The sequence below is a fragment of the Amycolatopsis echigonensis genome, assembly GCF_014174495.1.
In the GTDB taxonomy this organism is placed as follows: domain Bacteria; phylum Actinomycetota; class Actinomycetes; order Mycobacteriales; family Pseudonocardiaceae; genus Amycolatopsis; species Amycolatopsis echigonensis.
Map to the genome: position 1 here is coordinate 123,809 of NZ_JACJHR010000009.1, position 22,135 is coordinate 145,943.

18 protein-coding genes and 1 pseudogene are annotated in these 22,135 nt (G+C 69.5%); 10 read left to right on the plus strand and 9 right to left on the minus strand.

The annotated features are described in order from the left end of the window. The 5 genes and pseudogenes from H5411_RS09020 (at position 1) to H5411_RS09035 (ending at position 3,632) form a co-directional block, all read left to right on the plus strand. The gene (locus H5411_RS09020) at positions 1–492 is read left to right on the plus strand and encodes a GNAT family N-acetyltransferase (protein WP_183123530.1); all 492 of its coding nucleotides are present in this window, start codon (positions 1–3) and stop codon (positions 490–492) included. A gap of 277 nt (positions 493–769) precedes the next feature. After that, on the plus strand, positions 770–1,447 hold the full coding sequence (locus H5411_RS09025; protein WP_183123531.1) for an acVLRF1 family peptidyl-tRNA hydrolase: 678 nt from the start codon (positions 770–772) through the stop codon (positions 1,445–1,447). Positions 1,448–1,605: 158 nt separating this feature from the next. Next, a pseudogene (locus tag H5411_RS49260) lies at positions 1,606–2,193 on the plus strand (ATP-binding cassette domain-containing protein); the annotation flags it as partial. Positions 2,194–2,316: 123 nt separating this feature from the next. Continuing rightward, positions 2,317–3,243, plus strand: a complete 927-nt coding sequence (locus tag H5411_RS49265; protein WP_376772110.1) for an ABC-F family ATP-binding cassette domain-containing protein — start codon at positions 2,317–2,319, stop codon at positions 3,241–3,243. Positions 3,244–3,422: 179 nt separating this feature from the next. After that, positions 3,423–3,632: a helix-turn-helix domain-containing protein gene (locus tag H5411_RS09035; protein ID WP_003071237.1), complete on the plus strand. Its 210-nt coding sequence runs from the start codon at positions 3,423–3,425 to the stop codon at positions 3,630–3,632. Here H5411_RS09035 and H5411_RS09040 read toward each other — a convergent pair. Further along, on the minus strand, positions 3,619–4,929 hold the full coding sequence (locus H5411_RS09040; RefSeq protein ID WP_183123568.1) for a glycosyltransferase 87 family protein: 1,311 nt from the start codon (positions 4,927–4,929) through the stop codon (positions 3,619–3,621). The two genes, H5411_RS09035 and H5411_RS09040, sit on opposite strands and share 14 nt — an antisense overlap. 223 nt (positions 4,930–5,152) lie before the next feature. Between H5411_RS09040 and H5411_RS09045 the strand changes: the two genes are divergently transcribed. Beyond that, positions 5,153–7,018, plus strand: a complete 1,866-nt coding sequence (locus tag H5411_RS09045) for an ABC transporter ATP-binding protein (RefSeq protein WP_183123533.1) — start codon at positions 5,153–5,155, stop codon at positions 7,016–7,018. Between the two features lie 53 nt (positions 7,019–7,071). Here the strand turns inward: H5411_RS09045 and H5411_RS09050 are convergent, their stop codons facing one another. Beyond that, positions 7,072–7,800 (minus strand): sugar isomerase domain-containing protein, encoded by a 729-nt coding sequence (locus H5411_RS09050; RefSeq protein WP_183123534.1) that lies wholly within the window; start codon positions 7,798–7,800, stop codon positions 7,072–7,074. A 66-nt stretch (positions 7,801–7,866) separates the two neighbouring features. Between H5411_RS09050 and H5411_RS09055 the strand changes: the two genes are divergently transcribed. The 4 genes from H5411_RS09055 to H5411_RS09070 all read left to right on the plus strand — a co-directional run bounded on the left by H5411_RS09055 (position 7,867) and on the right by H5411_RS09070 (position 11,863). Further along, complete coding sequence (locus H5411_RS09055; RefSeq protein WP_312877971.1) at positions 7,867–8,607, plus strand: alpha/beta hydrolase; 741 nt, start codon at positions 7,867–7,869, stop codon at positions 8,605–8,607. An 89-nt stretch (positions 8,608–8,696) separates the two neighbouring features. After that, positions 8,697–9,950 carry an SAM-dependent methyltransferase gene (locus tag H5411_RS09060; RefSeq protein WP_101438618.1) on the plus strand — a complete coding sequence of 418 codons (1,254 nt, stop codon included), beginning with the start codon at positions 8,697–8,699 and terminating at the stop codon, positions 9,948–9,950. 112 nt (positions 9,951–10,062) lie between these two features. After that, positions 10,063–11,259: an LCP family protein gene (locus H5411_RS09065; protein WP_183123535.1), complete on the plus strand. Its 1,197-nt coding sequence runs from the start codon at positions 10,063–10,065 to the stop codon at positions 11,257–11,259. Positions 11,260–11,335: 76 nt separating this feature from the next. Then, complete coding sequence (locus H5411_RS09070) at positions 11,336–11,863, plus strand: GNAT family N-acetyltransferase (protein ID WP_183123536.1); 528 nt, start codon at positions 11,336–11,338, stop codon at positions 11,861–11,863. A gap of 38 nt (positions 11,864–11,901) precedes the next feature. Here H5411_RS09070 and H5411_RS09075 read toward each other — a convergent pair whose 3' ends face one another. From H5411_RS09075 to H5411_RS09105, 7 genes are all read right to left on the minus strand, one after another. Beyond that, positions 11,902–12,360 (minus strand): peroxiredoxin, encoded by a 459-nt coding sequence (locus tag H5411_RS09075; protein ID WP_183123537.1) that lies wholly within the window; start codon positions 12,358–12,360, stop codon positions 11,902–11,904. 66 nt (positions 12,361–12,426) lie between these two features. Further along, positions 12,427–14,262, minus strand: a complete 1,836-nt coding sequence (locus H5411_RS09080; RefSeq protein ID WP_220816687.1) for a diguanylate cyclase domain-containing protein — start codon at positions 14,260–14,262, stop codon at positions 12,427–12,429. 264 nt (positions 14,263–14,526) lie between these two features. After that, positions 14,527–15,930, minus strand: coding sequence for a cytochrome P450 (locus H5411_RS09085; protein WP_183123570.1), 1,404 nt, complete (start codon positions 15,928–15,930; stop codon positions 14,527–14,529). Positions 15,931–16,205: 275 nt separating this feature from the next. Further along, the gene (locus H5411_RS09090; RefSeq protein ID WP_101438624.1) at positions 16,206–17,279 is read right to left on the minus strand and encodes a ribonucleotide-diphosphate reductase subunit beta; all 1,074 of its coding nucleotides are present in this window, start codon (positions 17,277–17,279) and stop codon (positions 16,206–16,208) included. Between the two features lie 14 nt (positions 17,280–17,293). Then, entirely contained in the window at positions 17,294–20,275 is a 2,982-nt protein-coding gene (locus tag H5411_RS09095; protein WP_183123539.1) for a ribonucleoside-diphosphate reductase subunit alpha, read from the minus strand. 216 nt (positions 20,276–20,491) lie between these two features. Beyond that, complete coding sequence (locus H5411_RS09100) at positions 20,492–21,097, minus strand: acetoacetate decarboxylase family protein (protein WP_183123540.1); 606 nt, start codon at positions 21,095–21,097, stop codon at positions 20,492–20,494. Beyond that, positions 21,094–21,927: an enoyl-CoA hydratase-related protein gene (locus H5411_RS09105; RefSeq protein WP_183123541.1), complete on the minus strand. Its 834-nt coding sequence runs from the start codon at positions 21,925–21,927 to the stop codon at positions 21,094–21,096. Before H5411_RS09105 ends, H5411_RS09100 begins: the two co-directional genes overlap by 4 nt. Positions 21,928–22,135 lie beyond the last annotated feature (208 nt).

Consider the following 22,135-nt stretch of genomic DNA (forward strand, 5'->3'; position numbering starts at 1 on the left):
ATGCCTTGTGCGATCCGGGAAGCCGGTGCCGGCGATTGGCCGCGGATCTGGCCGATCGTGCAGGACGTGGTGACCGAGCAGCGGACGTTTGCTTACGACCCGGCCATGAGCGAAGCGGAAGCCCAGCAGCGGTGGATGCTTCCGGTCCCGGCCCGGGTGGTGGTCGCGGTCGAGGGCGACCGGGTGCTGGGCACGGCGAACATGTACGCCAACCGGCCCGGTCCGGGCAGCCACGTCGCTTCGGGGAGTCTGATGGTGTCCCGCGACGCGCGCGGCTCGGGCGTCGGGCGGGCCTTGGCGGTCGACCTGATCGCTTGGGCGCGGCGATCCGGGTTCGCGGCGATTCAGTTCAACGCGGTGGTCGAGACCAATGTCCACGCGATCCGGTTGTACGAAAGTCTGGGGTTCGTGACGCTGGGCGTCGCGCCGGGGGCGTTTCAGCATCCGGCCGAGGGGCGGGTCGGATTGCGCATTATGTGGCTGGAACTGTGACCATGCGGCGTTGCGCGGCAGGAGATTCAGGGAGGATCCGTCGGGGAGGAGACCGGCTCGGCTGAACGGCCTATGACGTCCGGCGGGCCCGACCACGATCGAGTCCAAAATAGACAGAAAGCTGCTCGTGCGGGAGAAGATGCGCACGCAGGGCCTGAGTGCGGCCGCGTTGCCGGGAATCGCCAAGGCCACGGTGACCGCGGCGCCGGTGCGGCCTCAGCCCACCTGAGGGATGCGGGGCCGTCGCACCACGCGGCGGCCCCGTACCGTTTCGGATATGGCACGGCAGGTCGCAGGCGGCGGACGGGCGGTGGAAGTCCCGCCCGAACGGCTCGAGGGCTGGTTTGCGCGCTTCGCCGAACGCAACGACGGCGTGCGCGCCACCGTTCTCGCTGCGACACAGGTGCGGATCGAAGCCGGAAACGGCACCACGGCCACCGCGACTGTCCCGTTTGGACCCTTACGACAGCAAGGCGAATACCCCGGACTGGCCGTCGAATCGTTGCTCTCCCACGTGCGAACGCCGAGGCTGATCGCGTTGCTGCTGGTCCGGAAAGGCGGACACTCGCTCGGACTCGCTTACGACGGCCGCGTGGTTCTCTCCCGGACCGACCGCCATCGCGTGCAAGGCCGAACCGCGGCGGGAGGCTGGTCGCAGCATCGCTTCGCGCGCCGTCGCGAAGGCCAGACCCGGGCCGCACTGCAATCGGCCGCGCAGGACGCCTGCGAAGTCCTGCTGCCCCGACTGTCCGAAGTGGACGCTGTGGTGCTCGGCGGCGACCGCCGGGCGCTCGACGAACTGCGCGCCGACCGACGGCTCGCGAAGCTGTTCGACCGGGCCGAGCCGCGCGTGCTGGACATCCCCGAACCCCGTCGCGAGGTACTGGCCGAAGCGGCGCTGCGGGCCCGGGCGGTGGAGCTGGTGGTGAGAGAACAGACAGTGGACAGCGAGTGAATCCGGACACGGCCGCGAAAACCGTTCGACGCCGACCCGTACACTGGGTTCGTGGTCAACAGGGCATTGGTGCGGATTCAGAGAGAATAACCGCCCGCCCCGCATCGCACGCGGTGCCGGGGCGCTCCAGCACGTCCACCTGACCGCCCCCGTCTCCGGGAGTTCTCTTGATCACGGCCACCGGCCTTGAGCTGCGCGCCGGTTCGCGCATCCTGCTCAACGGCGCCACCCTCCGCATCCAGTCCGGCGACCGCATCGGCCTCGTCGGCCGCAACGGCGCGGGCAAGACCACCTCGCTGAAAGTCCTCGCGGGCGAGGGCGAACCGCACGCCGGCGACGTCCGGCGCAGCGGCGAACTCGGCTACCTGCCGCAGGACCCGCGCGAGGGCGACCTGTCGGTCACCGCGAAGGACCGCGTGCTGTCCGCGCGCGGGCTCGACACCCTGCTGCGCGACATGGAAAAGGCGCAGACCGCGATGTCCGAGCTGGTCGACGAGAAGCAGCGGGACAAGGCGATCAACCGCTACGCGCGGCTCGAGGAGCGGTTCTCCTCGCTCGGCGGGTACGCCGCGGAGAGCGAGGCCGCGCGGATCTGCTCGAACCTCGGCCTCGCCGACCGCATCCTCGCCCAGACGCTCAGCACGCTGTCCGGCGGCCAGCGCCGCCGCGTCGAGCTGGCGCGCATCCTGTTCGCCGCCGCCGAGGCGGGCGCGGGCGGCAAATCCGAGACGATCCTGCTGCTGGACGAGCCGACCAACCACCTCGACGCCGACTCGATCACCTGGCTGCGCGGCTTCCTCAAACAGCACGACGGCGGGCTCGTGGTGATCAGCCACGACGTCGAACTGCTCGGGGACGTCGTGAACAAGGTGTGGTTCCTCGACGCCACGCGCGGCGAGATCGACATCTACAACATGAGCTGGCAGCGCTACCTCGACGCGCGCGCCACCGACGAGAAGCGCCGCCGCCGCGAGCGCGCGAACGCCGAGAAGAAGGCGTCCGCGCTGCAGGCGCAGGCCGCGAAGCTCGGCGCGAAGGCGACCAAGGCCGTCGCGGCCAAGAACATGGCCCGGCGCGCGGAGCAGATGCTGTCCTCGCTCGACGAGACCCGTCAGGCGGACAAGGTCGCCCGGATCAAATTCCCGGAACCGGCCCCGTGCGGGCGCACGCCGCTCACCGCCGACGGATTGTCCAAGTCGTACGGTTCGCTCGAGATCTTCACCGGCGTCGATCTGGCGATCGACCGCGGCTCGAAGGTCGTGGTGCTCGGGTTGAACGGCGCCGGAAAGACGACCTTGCTCCGGCTGCTCGGCGGAATGGAAACCCCGGACACCGGATCCGTCCAACCGGGTCACGGATTGCGTTTGGGCTATTACGCACAGGAACACGAAACGCTCGACCACGAAGCGTCGGTGTGGGAGAACATCCGCCATCTCGCGCCGGACACCGGCGCGCAGGAGCTGCGGAACCTGCTCGGCTCGTTCCTGTTCACCGGCGAACAGCTCGACCAGCCCGCCGGAACGCTGTCCGGCGGCGAGAAGACCCGGCTCGCGCTCGCCGGACTCGTGTCCAGCCAAGCCAATGTGCTGCTGCTGGACGAACCGACGAACAACCTGGACCCGGCCAGTCGCGCGCAGGTTCTCGACGCGCTGCGCAGCTTCGCCGGCGCGGTCGTGCTGGTGACGCACGACCCGGGCGCGGTCGAGGCGCTCGAACCCGAGCGCGTGATCCTGCTTCCGGACGGAACCGAGGACCACTGGTCGGCGGATTATCTGGAACTTGTCCAGCTTGCCTGACCGAGTGCGTCCGTTCGGGTGCTGACCGTGTCGGGCACGGCACTGGAATGGCCCAATGTGATCGCGGTTTCGATCGTTTTACGGCTGTCGTCTGGCAATCCGGCGCGTAGTGTTCGATCATTGCCCCGGCAGGGGCCGTGAATGGCCCGGAACCACCACTCGGCGGGAAGGCGATCGACGTGGCTGATCTCAAGAAAGGCGCGCGGATCACCGGCAACACGCGCGACAAGCTGGCCGCTGACCTGAAGAAGAAATACGAGAAGGGCTCGAGCATCCGGGCGCTGGCGGAATCCACCGGACGGTCCTACGGGTTCGTCCACCGGGTGCTGTCGGAGTCCGGGGTCCAGTTGCGGGGGCGCGGCGGGGCCACGCGAGTCAAGAAGAAGTAGCGTCAGCGCGGCCGTTGCGCGGGGGGCGCGCGGTCGGTCCGGAGGCCCGGAAGGTCAGTGCGGCGCCGAGGAGTACCAGCGGGTACACGAGGTAGCCGTACCGGGTGGCCGGAGTAAGCAGGATCAACGCGCCGAGTCCGACGGCGGTTCGCGTCAGCGCAGCGGATCCCGTCGCGGGGGGCCGGCGTGCCAGCCAGATCAGCATCGCCACCGCCGCAACACCCACCAGCACCAGGGAAATCGCGGTGCCGGCCGGTCCGGTCTGTGCGATCAGATGCCCGGGCAGCGGGCTCGCCGCGGGGGAGCGGACCGCGCCCATGCCGAGCGGGAAGCGGATCACGTGCTCGGTGAACGCCGCCGGGTTCGCCAGATACACCGGCAGATGCAACGCGATCGTCGCCGCGGCCAGCGCCGCCGCGAAGCGACCCGTTGCCGCCCAAGGATTTTTGCCGCGAGCACGTCGGTAAACGAAGACCGCGAGCACCGCGGCCGCCGGCGCGACGATGAGTTTCGCGCTGATCACCAGCGCCAGCACGAACCCGCTCCATCCTGGACGGTCCGCCGCGGCGAGCGCGAACGTCAGCACGAGCAGGCCCACGATCGCGAGGTCCGGACCGGCCACCGCCCAGGTCAGCGCGGTCAGCGGACAGGCGATCGCGAGCTGTGCGGCGAAAACCGGGATCCGGGGCCGGTTCAGCAGCCGCCAGGACGCGTACGCGCAGAGCACCGCGGCGAGCGCGAACATCCAGCGCGCGTCGGTCAGTGCGTTGAGGACCGGGCTGCCGCCGAACAACGCGCGCGGAAGCCCGAAAACGGTCATCACCGGGCCGTACGGCGTGTAGTCGTTCACTTCCGGTGCGCGGCCGAGCGCGGCGATGTCGACGTACGGGGTTCCGTGCCGCAGCAACAGATCCGCGCTGCGTTCGATCACCCACACCTCGGGCTGCGCGGCCCAGGAGAACGGGGTGATCAGCCAGTCCGTTCCGGTCAGCCGCCGGATCACGAGCATCAGCAACGGCGCGCACATCGCGAGTACGACAACGGCGCCGATTCCGATCCAGCGCGAGGAGAATTTGCCGTTAGTTTGCATTCCGCGGCGCGCGGAAATGGTGAGCCAGGCGCTGTGCGCGGCGGCCAATCCATATCCGGCGACCGCGAAATTGCCCCAGATCCGGTATCCGTAGAACTCCGAAGCGAGCGCGGTGCCGAGCGCGAAGGCGAAGCAGCCGAGATAAAAAACGAGATCCCAGGCGGCGACGCGCACGGGACGGGCAGCTTCGCCGCGCGCAGGGGCCATCAGCAGTTGCACCCGCGTTTCCTCCCCGGCTCGCCGACCCCGAAACGCCAGGCTACCGAGCCGGGCCGCGCCGCCTGTGCCCCGGTCCGCGAGGGAATCGGAGTCCCTCGGGGTTCTCCTCGCGGCCGTCGGGAAGAATGCCGGTCGTCCCGGTGTTGTGCAGGGCATCTCCGGAAAAAAGTTCAACTAAACTAGAGGTTTTCACCAACTGGGGGACACTCCGATGGACAACACGTGGGCGCTGCTGAGCTCCGCGATGCGGGCGGGCGACGCGCCGAAAGCGCTGACCAGGGGAACGGTCCGCCGCGTCGCGCGGTTCGCCCGTCCGCACTGGGCGCGGCTGCTCGCCTTCCTGGTGCTCACCGTGATCTCGGCGGTGCTCGCCGTGACGACGCCGGTGCTCGCGGGCAAGGTGGTCGACGCGATCGTCGGCGGGCACGAGCTGAACGTGGTGATCTGGCTGTCGGTGGTGATCGCGGCGCTCGCGATCCTCGACGCCGGATTCGGGCTCGCCGAACGCTGGCAGTCGGCCCGGATCGGCGAGGGCATCATCTACGACCTGCGCGTGGCGGTGTTCGAGCACGTGCAGAAGCTGCCCATCGCGTTCTTCACGCGCACCCGCACGGGTGCGCTGGTCAGCCGGCTCAACAACGACGTGATCGGGGCGCAGCGCACGTTCACCGCGACTTTGTCCGGTTTGGTCACGAACGTGATCCAGCTGGTGCTGTCGCTCGCGGTGATGGTGTCGCTCTCGTGGCAGGTCACGCTCGTCGCGCTGGTGCTGTTGCCGATTTTCGTCCTGCCCGCCCGCCGGCTCGGCCGCCGCATGGCCGGACTGCAGCGCGAGGCCGCGCAGCTCAACGCCGGGATGACCACGCAGATGACCGAGCGGTTCTCCGCTCCGGGCGCGACGCTGGTGAAGCTCTTCGGCCGGCCGCGCCAGGAGGTCGCCGACTTCGGCCTCCGCGCCGGGCGGGTGCGCGACATCGGCGTCCGCACCGCGATGCTGACGCGCTGGTTCATGACGAGCCTGACGCTCGTGTCCGCGCTCGCGCAGGCGCTGGTCTACGGCCTCGGCGGCTACCTGGCGCTCACCGGGAAGCTCGAACCGGGCACCGTGGTGGCGCTGGCGCTGCTGCTGACCCGGCTGTACACGCCGCTGACCGCGCTCGCGAACGTGCGCGTGGACGTGATGACCGCGCTGGTGTCGTTCGAGCGCGTTTTCGAGGTGCTGGACCTCGAGCCGATGATCAAGGAGCCGGCCGAGCCGAAGAAGCTGCCCGCGGGCGGGGTTTCGGTCGAGTTCTCCGACGTCCGGTTCGGCTACCCGGCGGCGGACAAGTTCTCGCTCGCCTCGCTGGAGGACGTGGCCACTTTGGACAGCCGGGGCGGCGAAGAGGTGCTGCACGGCGTGAGCTTCCGCGCCGAAGCCGGGCAGATGGTCGCGCTGGTCGGTTCGTCCGGTGCGGGCAAGTCGACGATCGCTTCGCTGCTGCCGCGGCTGTACGACGTGGACGCCGGTTCGGTGCGTTTGTCCGATGTGGACGTCAAGGAGCTGAGTTTCGCTTCGCTGCGCGAAACCGTCGGCGTGGTGACGCAGGACGGGCATCTGTTCCACGACACGATCCGGGCCAACCTGAGCTACGCGCGCCCGGAGGTCACCGACGACGAGATCTGGTCCGCTTTGGAAAAGGCCCGGCTGGGCGATTTGGTGCGTTCGCTGCCGGACGGACTCGATACCACGGTCGGCGAACGCGGTTACCGGCTCTCCGGCGGGGAACGGCAGCGGCTCACCATCGCGCGCTTGCTGCTGGCGCAGCCGAAGGTCGTGGTGCTGGACGAGGCGACCGCGCACCTGGACTCGGAATCCGAGGCCGCGGTGGGCGAGGCGCTCACCGGAGCGCTGGAAGGCCGGACGTCGCTGGTGATCGCGCACCGGCTGTCGACCGTGCGGGCGGCGGATCTGATCCTGGTGGTGGAAAACGGCGACATCGTGGAACGCGGCACGCACGAGGAACTGCTGGCGAGGGAAGGCCGGTACGCGGAGCTGTACCACACGCAGTTCTCGGAGGAACCCGCTGCGGCGTAGGGGCTCGTGAGTGTTGGTCACGGTGAGAACCGTGACCAACACCCATGAGGCGATCAGCGCAACGCGGGCACCCGGGGTTCGTACTTGGCCAGCAGCGCCGCGTTCGCCGCGTCGCCACCCTCCACATTGGAGCTGCGCCACAACGGGATGTCGAGCCCCTCGGCGGTGCCCCGGTCGTAAACCTCGGCCAGGATCAGGTTCCACAGAAACGCGTTGACCACAGTGGACAGCGGTCCGGTGCGGGGCGCGGACGCCGGGTAACTGGCGTCACCGGGAATCACCAGCGAATCCAGCACCACCGTGCCCTCCTCGGCCAGCGTCGTCGCGGACCGGCGGGGCGCGGCGGCTACGCAAGCCCGCGAGGTCACGGCGATCACCGCGGCACCGCGGCGGCGCGCTCCGGCGGCCAGTTCGACCGGGTACGGATTCACGCCCGACGTGGAGAAGACGACCAGCACGTCGTCCGGTCCCGGCGCGCGTTCGGCCAGCACCTCCTCGGCGAGCCCGGAACGGCGCTCGGTGCGCGTGCTCTGCTGCGCGCCGTGCAGCGGCAGCAGTTCCGGGTGGTACAGCGGATACACGCAGGCGAGCCCGCCCGCGCGGTAGAACGTCTCGGCGACCGCTGCCAAGGAATGCCCGGCTCCGGCGGTGAAGACGAGCGCATCGGCCCGGATCACCCCCAGCAGCAGGCCGGCGGCGGCGGACACCTGCGCGGCGTTGGCCTCCGCGGCCGCCGCAAGCTGGTCCGAAGTGCTCTTCACGAGATCCGTGGCGCTCACCACACCTGCCCTTCCTCGCGGGTCCGGGGGCCGAATCTATCGGGTGGCCACGCTTCGTGGTGGATTACCGTGGAGTTGATCGCGACGGGGGTGCCGGTGAACGGGAAATGGCAAGGCGGCCAGGAGGATCCGGCCGTGCGGGTGTGGCGGGCCACCGGGCAGACCCGCGCGGTGGCGCTCGTCCTGCACGGCGGGGCGGAACGCAGCACCGTGGTCGTCCGGCCCTGGCGATTGGCGTATCAGCGGATGGTGCCGCTGGCCCGTGCGCTGCACCGCGCCGGACGGCGGCACGGCCTGGAAGTCCGGCTGATGCGGAACCGCCTGTACGGCTGGAACGGACGGACCGAAAGCCCGGTGCCGGACGCCCGCTGGGCCCTCGACCGGATCCGCGCCGACCATCCCGGGCTCCCGGTGGTCCTCGTCGGCCATTCGATGGGCGGCCGCGTCGCGCTGCGGGTCGCCGACGACCCGGCGGTCACCGGGGTGTGCGCCCTCGCCCCGTGGACGCCGCAGGGCGAGCCGGTGGACGCCGTCGCGGGCCGTGCGGTGCTGATCGCGCACGGCACCCGCGACCGGATGACCTCGCCCGCCGAGTCCTACGCCTTCGCCGTGCGCGCCCGCGAGGTCACCGACCTGGTGGCGCGGTTCGAGATCGCCGGGGAGGGCCATTCGATGCTCCGCCGTCCCGCGGTCTGGACCCGGCTGATGTGTGCTTTCACACTGGACCGGATCGGAGTGGGCGAGACGGACGAAACTCTTCGTCAGGCCTGGTCCCGCCCTTCCGCCGACCGGCTGCGCATCCCGGGGTAACCGGAGGGCGCGGCCCGGTCGCGAGGGCAGCGGGGACGAAGCGGGAATATCATGGGGAAGGGCTCGAAAGCCCGTTCGGAGGGAGTGTCTTGTCCACGTCACGAGTCGATCCGACAGTGGTCTCGCAGCCGGTGCCCGACGAATCCCGATGGCCCGGTCTCGCCACGCCGCCGCATTCGCCGCTGCGGGCGCGCGCGGCCGAGGCGCTGTTCCGGCACGCGGTGAAAACGCTGGACGTACGGGTCACGTTCCCGGACGGCACGGTGCTCGGCGCGGGCGGCCCGGACGCGCCGGAAATGCGCATCCACCGGCCCGCCGCGTTCTTCCACCGGCTCGGCGCCGACGCGAAGATCGGCTTCGGCGAGGCGTACCTGGTCGGCGACTGGACAGCGGAAGACCTGGCCGGCGTGCTGACGCCCTTCGCCGAACGGCTCGCCACGCTCGTGCCGCCCTTCCTGCAGCGGTTCCGCCGGTTCGCCGAGCGCATGCAGCCGTCGTCGGAAGAGAACACGATCGAGGGCGCGCGGTCGAACATCCACCGGCACTACGACCTGTCGAACGACCTGTTCAGCGCGTTCCTGGACGAGTCGATGATGTACTCCTCGGCGCTGTTCGGCCCGGGGGACACGCTCACCCAGGCGCAGCACCGCAAGCTCGACAGCGTGCTCGACTACGCCGGAGTGCGCGAAGGCAGCGAGGTGCTGGAAATCGGCACCGGATGGGGCGAGCTGTCCATCCGGGCGGCCTCGCGCGGCGCGAAGGTGACGTCGCTGACGATCTCGCAGGAGCAGAAGGTGCTGGCCGACGCCCGGATCGCGGAGGCGGGCTTCTCCGACCGCGTCGACGTGCGGCTGTGCGACTACCGCGAGGCCACCGGCGAGTACGACTCGGTCGTCAGCGTGGAGATGATCGAGGCGGTCGGCGCGTCCTACTGGCCCACGTTCTTCTCCACGATCGGCAAGCGCTTGCGCCCGGGCGGGCGGTTCGGCCTGCAGGCGATCACCATGGACCACGACCGGATGCTGGCCGCGGCCAAGTCCTACACGTGGATCCACAAGTACGTCTTCCCCGGCGGCATCATCCCGTCGGTGCAGGCGATCGAGGACGGGATGCGGGAGAACACCCGGCTGAAGCTGGCCGGGATGCGCGAGTTCGGCCAGGACTACGCCCGCACGCTCAAGCTGTGGCGGGACCGCTTCCAGCAGCGCTGGGACGACATCCGCGGGTTCGGGTTCGACGACGTGTTCCGGCGGATGTGGGAGTTCTATCTCGCCTACTCCGAGGCCGGGTTCCGGTCGGGGTATCTCAAGGTCCACCAGTTCGGGTTCGCGGACCCGCGCTGAGCCCGTCTCCCGCTTCCGGAACAACCCGCGTAGGGTCCCGCACGTCCAACGCAGGAGGGCCGTGCAGGAGGCTGTGCGGCCACGCGCACCACCGGATCGGGGAGACAGGCCCATGACGTACGGAGGCGACGACGGCAGGCGGCGGATGCCGCCCAGGCCACCGCAGCCCCCCGCACGCCCGCGGCAGCAGCAGCGGGCACAGATGCTGCCGCTGCCAGGGAGAGGACCCAGCCCGTACGACGGCCGCACCCGGCCGATGGGCGCGCGCGGCGAGGCCCCGGCCCCGCCGCCGCCCGCGCCGCCGAGGCAGGACCCTCCGGACTACGGGGGCCGCCAGCCGCGGCCGCGCCGTCGTCGCCGCTGGAGCATCGGCAAGATCCTGATGACGTTGCTCATCGTGTTCGTGCTGTTCCTCGGCGCGATCTGGGCGTACCTGGAGTTCACCATCAACCGGGTGGACGCGATCGGCGACTACTCCGGCCGCCCGGCCGCGGCCTCGGGCACGAACTGGCTGATCGTCGGGTCGGACAGCCGCCAGGGCATGACGGCGGCCGACGAGGAGCGCCTGGCCACCGGCGATTCGGGCGAGGCGGGCGGGGCGCGCACCGACACGATCATGATCGCGCACCTGCCGGACAACTCGACGAAGCCGACGCTGCTGAGCCTGCCGCGCGACTCGCAGGTGAAGATCCCGGGCCACGGCACCAGCAAGATCAACGCCGCCTTCTCGCTCGGCGGGCCGAAGCTGCTGGTCCAAACCGTCGAAGGGGCCACCGGCCTGCACATCGACCACTACGCGGAGATCGGGTTCGGCGGGTTCGCGAACATCGTCGACGCAATCGGCGGGGTCGACATGTGCATCGACAAGGACATGAACGACCCGATGACCGGCATCGACATCAAGGCTGGCTGCCAGAAGCTCGACGGACGCTCGGCGCTCGGTTTCGTCCGGATGCGGCACGCCGACGCGACGCCGCGCTCGGATCTCGACCGGGTGGCGAACCAGCGCAAGTTCATCGGCGCGCTGGTGAGCCAGATCGCGAGCCCCGGGACGCTGCTGAACCCGTTCGACTTCTTCCCGCTGCTGGGCTCCGCGCCGAAGGCGCTGACCATGGACACCGGCGACCACGTGCACAACCTGGTCGGCCTGGCGTTCGCGATGCGCGGCATCTCGTCGGGCGGGGTCACGACCACGACGATGCCGATCACCGACGCGTCGGCGGAGCACTGGGACAAGAAGAAGTCGGCGGAGCTGTTCGACGCGCTGAAGAACGACACCGAGGTTCCGCAGGACATCGTGGTGAATTGACGCTCGGTCGCGAGACGGCGGCGGGCTTCGCGGAAAATCGCGAGCCCGCCGCCGTTCGCGCTGTCAGGATGGCCCGATGGAAGACACGCTCACCGACGGTGTGGTCACCCTCGCTCGCTGGTGCCCGGAGCATCGGGACGCGCAGGTGGAGACCGTCGTGGGATCACTGGACCACCTGGCCGCGTGGATGCCGTGGGCGATCGACGGGTACGACCTGGCCAAGGGCGACGAGTTCCTGACGCGCGCGGCCTCGCAGTGGGAGAGCGGCGAGGAATACAACTACGCGATCTACACCCCGGACGGCGAGCTGGCGGGCAGCTGCGGCCTGATGCGCCGCGCGGACGGGTGGGAAATCGGATACTGGCTCGCTAAATCCCAGACGGGCAAGGGGTATGTGACGCGGGCGAGCGCTCTGCTGGTCGCTCTGGCTTGGCGGCTGGGGGCTGCACAGGTGATGATCAAGCACGACGCGCGGAACGTGCGCAGCCAGGCGGTCCCGGAGCGGCTGGGGTTTTCCCAGGCGGGGGAGGAACCGGCGGAGGGGCGGCTTCCGTCGGCCTGCAGCGAGGTGAACGTGGTGTGGCGGCTCGAGCGGCCCGCGTAATCGGCTTGAGACCGCTCGGTGTTCTCGACTGGTGCCGGTCAGGCGTCCGCGCGCTCCCGCAGCACCTTCAGCGCCCGGTCAGCATGCGCGGTGAAGTTCAGCTCGCTCTTGATCACGTCCAGCACCCGCCGGTCAGTTCCGATCACGAACGTCTGCCGTTTCGTGTGCAGGGGCAGGATTTTGCGCCACACGCCGAACTGCTTCGCCACCGTACCGTCCACATCGGACAGCAGCGGATAGTCGAAACCGTGTTTGGCGGAGAACTCGCGCTGTTTGCCGACGGCGTCCGGGCTGATGCCGACGCGTTGCGCGCCCGCTTCGGCGAATTCCGCGGCCAGGTCCCGGAAGTGGCAGCTCTCCGCGGTGCAGCCGGTGGTCATCGCGGCCGGGTAGAAGAACAGCACGACCGGGCCGTCGGCGAGGAGGGCCGACAGGGTGCGCTCCACGCCCTGGTCGTCGGGAAGGGTGAAGTCGGGGGCGAGGTCGCCGGGCTGCATCGCGGAGGGGTCCTTCCGGAAAGGTCGTCGTGCCTGTAGTTCGGTACCGGGCTGGCAGCGGATGGGTCAGCTGGCGTGCCGGGCGATCATTTCGTCGACCTCGTCGCCCGTCGCGGACTCCGCCACGAACGAGCCCCGTGCCGCCAGTACGCCCTGTTCCCGCAGGCGTTCCGCGTGTCCGGCGTCGCGCACGCCCTCCGCGCCGATGCGCAGCCCCAGTTCCTTCGCTCGCGTGACCAGCTGCGACAGGTGCCGCACGTCGGTCTCGGCCGGGTCGGGGACGGCCAGTGCGTCGACGACCGGGCCGCTCAGGATCACGTGCTTGACCGGGAGCTGGTAGCGCGGGATCAGTTCCAGGTCCGACGATCCGGAGATGGTGAGCACGAGCTGCGCGCCGAGGTCGGCGAGCACGCTGAACGAGTCCAGCACCTCGCCCTCGCCGTCGAAGAGCGACTCGCGGTCGGTGCACAGCCGCAGCGCTCGTGCGGGCAGGCGGTGCCGGTCGAGCTGATTCTTGACCAGCAGCACCAGATCCGGGTCGATGGCCAGCCGGTTCGGCAGCTTGATGCAGACGTCCGGCGCGGCGGGGCCGTACTGCTCGCGCCAGCGCGCGGTCGCGCCGAGCGACTCCTGCAGCAGCCATTTGCCCAGCGGCACGGTCATTCCGGTGGTCTGCGCGAGCGGGTAGAACTCCTCGGGCCCGAGTTCGCCGCGTTCGGGGTGGCTCCAGAGCAGCCCGGCGTTCACCGCGGCGATCTCGTCCGGTTTCGCGAGTTTGACCGTCGGCTGGTAGATCAGCGAGAACTCGCCGTTCTCGAGCGCACCGGCGATCACCGCGCCGAGCTGGTAGCGGTTGCGGTCTCGCGCGTCGAGCTGCGGGTCGAACAGCATCCACTGCGCCTTGCCCGCCTCCTTGGCACGGTGCAGCGCCAGTTCGGCCGCGCGCAGCAGGTCGCCGTGGCTGCCTTCGTTCGCCGGGCGCACGACGATCCCGATGCTCGCGCTGACGCCGATGCCGTGCCCGTCGACGTACACCGGCTCGCTGAGTTCCTCCAGCACCCGGTCGGCCAGCACGACCGTCTTCTGCGCGGTCAGCTCCGGGCCGCGCAGCAGCACCGCGAAGCCGTCGCCGGACAGCCGCGCGACGTAGCCCTCGTGCTGACCGGCGAACACCGCCTCCAGCTTTCGCGAGATCGCCTTCAGCACCAGGTCGCCCATGCCGGCGCCGAGCCCGTCGTTGATCACCTTGAACCCGTCGATGTCCAGGTACAGCAAGGCGATCTCGTCGGATCCGCCCGAGCCGAGCGCGACTTCGAGCTGGGCGTTGAACGCGGCGCTGTTGGGCAGGCCGGTCAGCGAATCGTGCAGGTTCTGGTGCCGCAGCCGTTCGCCGAGCAGGTGCAGGTCGTCGTCATCGGCCGCCATGAACACCGGGAAGTAGGTGTCCGGCCGGTCGCCGGGCAGCGACGCGAGCGTGACGTTCGTGGTCAGTTCGCCGTCGCGGCTGTGGCCGAGCTGCACGCTCTGGACGGTCCGGCGGGCGTCGGCGGTGAGCGGCAGGCTGTCGAGCGCGGCGCGCAGCCGCTCCGCGTCCTGCGGACCGGCGGCGAGATCGGCGATGTGCTTGTCCCGCAACGCGGTCGTGGACGTGCCGAGCAGCCGGGCCAGCGCGGCGTTCGCCTCGACCACGGTCCCGGCCGGGTCGGTCAGCGCGATGCCGAGCGGCGCGGACGAAAAGAGCGCGGTGAACCGCCGCGTGGCGCCCGCGTCCTCGGGGCGGGCGGCGACCTCGCCGGCGAAGTCGAGCAGCAGGCGCTCCACCTCGGCGGGAGGGAGCGTTACTCCGTTGGTGTCGGTCAGCGCCGCCGCGTACTTGCGCGCGACGTCGACCAACCCTGGCATGGCACCAGGCTCCGGCACACTCCACCTCTTCATACGCGGACAAAGACCAGCTCAGGCCCGGTGCGGAGGATCCGAAGACCCACACTGGGTACGAGTTGGCCGCAAGTGATGCCACGGCATCACGGACCAAACAGGGTGTCTACCGGCTGAACGAGTGATGGATGCTACACAACTGGTGACATCAAGTCACCTTGAGTACACGAAGGTGGCTTGTGCTGCGGTTTTGTCTCCAGCTGTCGACCATTCCGTCCGGCTCGGCGGCCGTCAACGATAGGCCAACCGGGCGGGCAGTCCGTCGGCGGGCACCGGAAGCGAGACATAGTCCCATTTGGCGACGTAGTCCTCGGGCACCGACCAGCGGTGCGCCCGCAGCAGCTCGTGCATGAGCGCTTTCACCTCCAGGCCGCCGAACTGCAGCCCGATGCACTTGTGCGCGCCGCCGCCGAAGGGCATCCACGCGAACCGGTGCGATTTGTCCTCGCGGCGGTCCGGGCCGAACCGCTCGGGGTCGAAGCGCAGCGGATCGGTCCAGTGCTCGGGGGAGTAGTGGTTCAGCGTCGGCGAAACCCCGACCAGCGTGCCTTCCGGCAGGTAGTGGCCGAGGACGGCAGTGTCCTTTGTGGTCTTCCGGGCCAGCGACGGCACCGGCGCGCGGAGCCGCAGCGCCTCCTTCATGACCAGGTCCAGCGTTTCGAGGCTTTCCAGCGCCTCGAGGTCCGGCAGGTCGCCGCCGAGCCGCAGCGACTCCTCGCGGGCGCGGTCCTGCCATTCCGGATATTTCGCGAGGTAGTAGGCCATCGCGCTGGCGGTGATGGTGGTCGTGTCGTGCGCGGCCATCATCAGGAAGATCATGTGGTTGACGATGTCGGCGTCGCTGAACCGGTCCCCGTCCTCGGAGACGGCGTGGCAGAGCGCGGAGAACAGGTCGTCGCCGTCCGCGTCGCGCTTCGCCGCCAGGTTCTCGCCGAAATACCGCTCCAGCGTCCGCCTGCCGCGCAAACCCGCGGCCCAGCGCCCGCCAGGCACCGGATAGCGCACCACGGCGGTACCGGCGCGCACAGCGGCCACGAACGCGCGGTTGATGCGCTCGGCGTCGGAGGCCGAGCGCATGCCCATGAAAACCTGCGTCGCGACGTCCAGTGTCAGCTGCTTGAACGCCCAGTACAGCCGGGGGCGGCCGGACGGCAGCGCGGCGACGCCTTCGCGCAGTGCCGGGCCCATCTGCGCGACGTAGCCGCGGAGCCGGTCGCGGGTGAACGCCTCCTGCATGATCCGCCGGTGCAGGTGGTGCTCGCCGAAATCGAGCAGCATGAGCCCGCGCTCGAAGAACCGCTCGATGAAGAACTTCCAGCCCTCCTGGGAAAACGCCTTGTCCTTGTTCACGAGCGCGGACTGGGTGGCCTCGGGCCCGGACAGCGTCACGATCCGCTGGCCGAACACGCCCATCCACGACACCGGGCCGAACTGGTCGAAGCGGCGCAGGCTGAAGTCGAGGCCGAACCGCATCCCGTCCAGCGTGTGGCCGATCAGCGGCGGCCCGTCGTCGCCGAGCACCGGTTTCAGGCCGCTGCCGGCGGGCGGCGCGGCGAGCTCGCGGACCGGCCAGCGCGCGCCGAGCCAGCGTTCGTCGACCTTGCGCGGCAACGGGATCGCGGTCAGCGGCGGCATCCGGCCGCGCAGGTTTTCCGAAAGCCGGGTGACGCCGTCGCTTCCGGCGTGGGCGAGGCTGCCGAGCGCGCCGCCCGCCGTCGGGATTCCGGTTTTCGCGGTCGTGTCCGCCATGGCGGCCCTCCCGGTCCGGGATGTCGGTCGCCCTCCACGGTCCACCCTTATTGACGCATTGACAATACCCGCGAGCGTGCCGTTCGGGTGATCCTCAGACGCGACTCGGCCACGCCCTGGCGAACCAGAGCGTGGCCGAGCGGTCAGCGGGCGCCTCGGGATCAGTCCCAGTCGAGCGCGCCGCCGGACTGGTACTCGATGACGCGGGTCTCGAAGAAGTTCTTCTCCTTCTTCAGGTCCATCGCCTCCGACATCCACGGGAACGGGTTTTCGTTCTCGCCGTAGATCGGGGCCAGCCCGATCTGCTGCGCGCGCCGGTCGGTGATGAAGTGCATGTACTGCTCGCACAGGTCAGCCGACAGCCCGAGCATGCCGCGCGGCATGGTGTCGCGCGCGTAGGCGACTTCCAGTTCGCACGCTTCCTGCAGCATCCCGCGCACCTCGGCCTGGAACTGCTCGGTCCACAGGTGCGGGTTCTCGATCTTGATCTGGTTGATGCAGTCGATGCCGAAGTTCAGGTGGATCGACTCGTCGCGCAGGATGTACTGGTACTGCTCGGCGATGCCGACCATCTTGTTCCGCCGGCCCAGCGACAGGATCTGCGCGAACCCGGTGTAGAACCACATGCCCTCGAAGATCACGTAGAACGCCACGAGGTCGCGCAGGAACGCCTGGTCGGCCTCCGGCGTGCCGGTCTCGAAGTCCGGGTTCTCGAGGTTCTGCGTGTACTTCAGCGCCCACGCGTCCTTGTCCGAAATGGACGGAACCTCGCGGTACATGTTGAACAGCTCGCCCTCGACGAGGCCGAGGCTTTCGCAGATGTACTGGAAGGTGTGCGTGTGCACGGCCTCCTCGAAGGCCTGGCGCAGCAGGTACTGGCGGCACTCCGGGTTGGTGATCTGCCGGTACACCGCGAGCACGATGTTGTTGGCCACCAAGGACTCCGCCGTGGCGAAGAAGCCGAGGTTGCGCTTGAGCATCTGCCGCTCGTCCTCGGTGAGGCCGTCCGGCGACTTCCACAGCGCGATGTCGGCCTGCATCGCGACCTCGGTCGGCATCCAGTGGTTGTTGCACGCCGCGAGGTACTTGTCCCAGGCCCACCGGTACTTCATCGGCAGCAGCTGGTTGACGTCGGCGCGCGCGTTGATCATCCGCTTGTCGTCGACGTTGATCCGGGCCGCGCCGACCTCGATCTCGCCGAGGCCGGTCGCGTCCGTCGTTTCCACGTTGGTCATGGTGCAGGGGTTCCTTACTGGCAGGCTTCGCAGTCGGGGTCGTCGATCCGGCAGGCCGCGCCCTCGGTGGCGACGAAGTCGACGTCGGTCTTCGGCATCTCCTTCGGTTCCGCCGGGACGGCCGCGGCGGGCGACGGCGACGGCGCGGGGGAGACGGCCGGAACCGCGGCGGACGGCGAAGGCGACGGCGCCGGGGAAGGCGCGGCGGCCGGGGCCGCGGCAGCCGGAGAGGCCGGGGCCGGGGTGGCGGAGACGGCGTTCAGCTTGCCGTCGGTGCCGCGCAGGGTGCTCTTCTCCACGTGCGTCGCGGACTGCGCCCGCAGGTAGTACGTGGTCTTGAGGCCCTTGTGCCAGGCGTAGCGGTACAGCTCGTCGAGCTTGCGGCCGCTCGGCGCCGCGATGTACAGGTTCAGCGACTGAGCCTGGTCGATCCACTTCTGCCGCACCGAACCGGCGTCCACGATCCACTTCGACTCGATCTCGAAGGCGGTCGCGTACAGCGCCTTGAGGTCGTCCGGAACCCGGTCGATCTGGCCGAGGCTGCCGTCGAAGTACTTCAGGTCGCTGACCATGACCTCGTCCCACAGGCCGCGTGCCTTGAGGCTCTTGACCAGGTGCGGGTTGACGACGGTGAAGTCGCCGGACATGTTCGACTTGACGTACAGGTTCTGGAACAGCGGCTCGATCGACTGGCCGACGCCGGAGATGTTGGAGATCGTCGCGGTCGGCGCGATCGCCATGACGTTGGAGTTGCGCATGCCTACGGTCTTGACGCGCTCGCGCAGCGGGGCCCAGTCCAGCGTCGTGGAGGTGTCGACGTCGAGGCCGTCGCCCTGGCGGGCGTCGATGAGCAGCTGCATCGAGTCGATCGGCAGGATTCCCTTGCTCCACAAGGAACCCTCGAACGTCTGGTACTGGCCGCGTTCCTCGGCGAGATCGGTCGAGGCCGAGATCGCGTAGTAGGAGAGGTGCTCCATCGACACGTCGGCGAACTTCACCGCTTCTTCCGACGCGAACGGCACGCCGAGCTCGAACAGCGCGTCCTGGAAGCCCATGATGCCGAGGCCGACCGGACGGTGGCGCAGGTTGGAACGGCGCGCTTCCGGGATCGTGTAGAAGTTGATGTCGATCACGTTGTCGAGCATGCGGACCGCGGTGCGCACGGTCTTCTCGAGCCGCTCGGTGTCCAAACCGGACGGAGTGACGTGCTTGAGCAGGTTCACCGAGCCGAGGTTGCAGACCGCGACCTCTTCGGTGTTCGTGTTCAGCGTGATCTCGGTGCACAGGTTGGACGAGTGCACGACGCCGACGTGCTGCTGCGGCGAACGCAGGTTGCACGGGTCCTTGAAGGTGATCCACGGGTGGCCGGTCTCGAACAGCATGGTCAGCATCCGCCGCCACAGCTCGACCGCGCGGACCTTGCGGAACACCTTGATCTCGCCGCGCGCGGCGGCCGCCTCGTACTCGCGGTAGCGCTGCGCGAACGCGTTGCCGTAGAGGTCGTGCAGGTCCGGCGTCTCGTTCGGCGAGAACAGCGTCCACTCGGCGTTCGCCTCGACGCGGCGCAGGAACTCGTCCGGGACCCAGTTGGCGGTGTTCATGTCGTGCGTGCGCCGCCGGTCGTCGCCGGTGTTCTTGCGCAGGTCGAGGAATTCCTCGATGTCGACGTGCCAGGTTTCCAGGTAGGCGCACGCCGCACCCTTGCGCTTGCCGCCCTGGTTGACCGCGACCGCGGTGTCGTTGGCGATCTTCAGGAACGGCACGACGCCCTGGGACTGGCCGTTGGTGCCCTTGATGTGCGCGCCGAGGCCGCGGACCGGGGTCCAGTCGTTGCCGAGGCCGCCGGAGTACTTGGCCAGCAGCGCGTTGTTCTTGTACGCCTGGAAGATCGAGTCCAGGTCGTCGTCCACAGTGGTCAGGAAGCAGGACGACAGCTGGGCGCGGTTGGTGCCGCTGTTGAACAGCGTCGGGGTGGACGCCATGAAGTGGAACGTCGAGAGCAGTTCGTAGAACTCGATCGCGCGGGCTTCGCGGTTGTCCTCGCGGATCGCCAGGCCCATCGCGACGCGCATGAAGAACGCCTGCGGCAGCTCGAACCGCACGCCGTTGTGGTGCTGGAAGTACCGGTCGTACAGGGTCTGCAGGCCGAGGAAGCCGAAGTCGAGGTCGCGTTCGGGGCGGATCGCGGCGGTGATCTTGTCCAGGTCGAACGTGGTCAGCTCGGGGTCGACCAGTTCGAGTTCGACGGCGCGGCGCAGGTAGGCGCGGAAGTACGGCGCGTACTCGCTCGCCATCTCGTCCTGGCTGGCCTGGCGCGGGGCTCCGGCGAGGTAGCTCAGCGCTTCGCCGCGCAGCTTGTCCAGCAGCAGCCGGGCGGACACGAACGAGTAGTTCGGCTCCTGCTCGACGAGCACGCGCGCGGCCATGATCTGCGCGAGCGCCAGTTCGTCGGCGGTGATGCCGTCGTAGAGGTTGCGCTTCGCCTCGGCCAGCACCGGCTCGGCGGACACGTCCTCGAGCCCGGCCACGGCCTCGCCGACGACGTGCGAAACGCGCGCCCAGTCGAGCGGGCGCAGCGTTCCGTCGGCGCCCTTGACGCTCAGCGCGACCTCGGCGTGTGCCGGCGCGGCGGCCTCGCGGGCCTTCGCGCGCTCGTCGCGGTAGAGGACGTACGCGCGGGCGACCTTGTGGTGCTCGCCGCGCATCAGGGCGAGTTCGACCTGGTCCTGGATCTGCTCGATGTGCAGCGGGGTCTCCGGGCCGGTGTGGCGCAGCAGCGCCGCCTCGACCTGCCCGGTCAGCTCCGCGACCACGTGGTGCACGCGGGAGGACGCGGCGGCGTCGCCGCCCTCGACCGCGAGGAAGGCCTTGGTCAGCGCCACCGAGATCTTGCCCGCGTCGAAGGGCGAGACGCTTCCGTCCCGCCGGATGACGCGGACCGCGCTCGGGGCCCCCTCCGCCGCCGACGGCGGCCGCTGACCGGTTTCCACTGACATGCGTGTCTCCAACAGTTCCTCGAAATGGGCGCGTTCGAGCGGCACACGGCCGGTCAAGGCCATGCGCTGCGGTTTCGGCGAAACAGCCCGGCCGCCCTCTTCAAGCGGTCTCCCCGTCGCTGGGGGCTGCCGGTTCTCAGAGACTACATGTTGGGGTGGAGGCTCGCACGGGCCCCAAGGTATGGCGTGTCGGTCTCACCCTGGCGGGTTATCCGATCACCGAGGGCAAGATCCGAAACGGAGCTTCGCGGCGCGCGGCGCCGCACTGGCCACGGGCCGTTTCCCGGCCAGGAAACCCAGCGGCCCGGCGGGGTTGACCGACCAGTCCGCGGCGGCCGCGCGGGGCTTCGAACGCCACTCGACCGGGGTACGCAGCGGGCTGCCGCCGCGGTCCTGGGCGATCTCGAAGCGTATCGGGACGGTGATCGGGAGCCCGAGGCGCGGGGTGAAGGCGGCGGTGGCGATCCAGTCGTCGGAAGTCGCCGCGGTGAAGGTGCGCCCGCCGGTGAAGGTGAACGCCGCGAACTCCTTGGGGATGGCCCACAGCTCGCGCCCGCCCGCGAGCGAGACCTCGCTGTCGACCCAGATGTCGGTGATCGACGCGGCGAGCCCTCGGCCGCGCACGGCGACGCAGGAGAGGAGTTCGTGGTAGCTCAGCTGGCCGGACGGCAGGTAGTCGATCCAGGCGGTGAAGACGGCGGCCTGCTTGTTGACGACCAGGGGTTCCGCGGGCAAGGCGGGGAGTTCGTCGACGGGGACTCGCCACATCGAGATGCACGCGTCGGCGACGAGGCGCCACGGTTCGGGCGGGTAGTCGGTCATTCGGCGATCCAGGGCAGATACGGCGGCAGATCGCGGTCGACGCGCAACGGGAACTCGGGCGGGCGTTTCTGGAAGAAGGAAGCGATGCCTTCGACGGCGTCGGGGTTCGAGCCCGGCTGGGAGATGAGCTTCGAGTCCACCTGATGGACGTCGAAGGGCGACGGTGCCGAGGCCATCCGGTAGAGCAGCTGCCGGGTGACCGCGACTGCCACCGGAGCGGTGGTCTCGGCGATTTCTTTCGCCTTGGTCTGTGCTTGCGCGAGGACCTCGTCGGGGTCGTGGACCTGGTGGACGAGCCCGGCTCGGAGCGCTTCGTCGGGGCCGAAGAGCCGTCCGCTGACCATCCAGTCGACGGCCGTGCCCATCCCGACGAGGCGGGGGAGGAACCATGCGGACGCGCCTTCGGGGTAGATGCCGCGGCGGGTGAAGACGAAGCCGAACTTGGAGTCGGTGGAGGCGAACCGGTAATCGCAGGACAGCGTGATGGTGATGCCCGCGCCGACGGACGCCCCGCGCAACGCGGCGAGCACCGGTTTGTTCATCGTGAAAATCCGCTTCGACACGCGGCCCGCGGGCTCCTGCCAGTCGTCCGGCGGCCGGTCGCCGAAGTCGAACCCGCCGGAGGAGAGATCGGCCCCGACGGAGAAGTCCTTGCCGGTGGTCCCGAGCACGACCGCCCGGACGTCCTCGTCGCGGTCGGCTCGGTCGAGGGCGTGGGCGAGTTCGTCGGCCATCCGGATCGTGTAGCCGTTGCGGGCTCCGGGCCGGTCGAGCAGGACGGTCGCGACCTTGGCGGCGACCTCGTAGGCGATCTCCGCGTAGGAGTCCATGGGAGGACGGTAGGGCGCTTGTTTTCACTGTGTCAACAGGGTGGGGCGGCGGCTGGGCGGGCGGCTCGTCGCCTGGCGGCGACATTGCGCCCTTGGGTTGGCGTGGGGCACCCCGAAGCTTGATTGTGCTGACGGGCGGCGGGTGCTTGTCAAGGCGGGAAAGATGCCTTGACAAGCACCCGCCGCCCGCAGGGAGGCTTCGTATCGG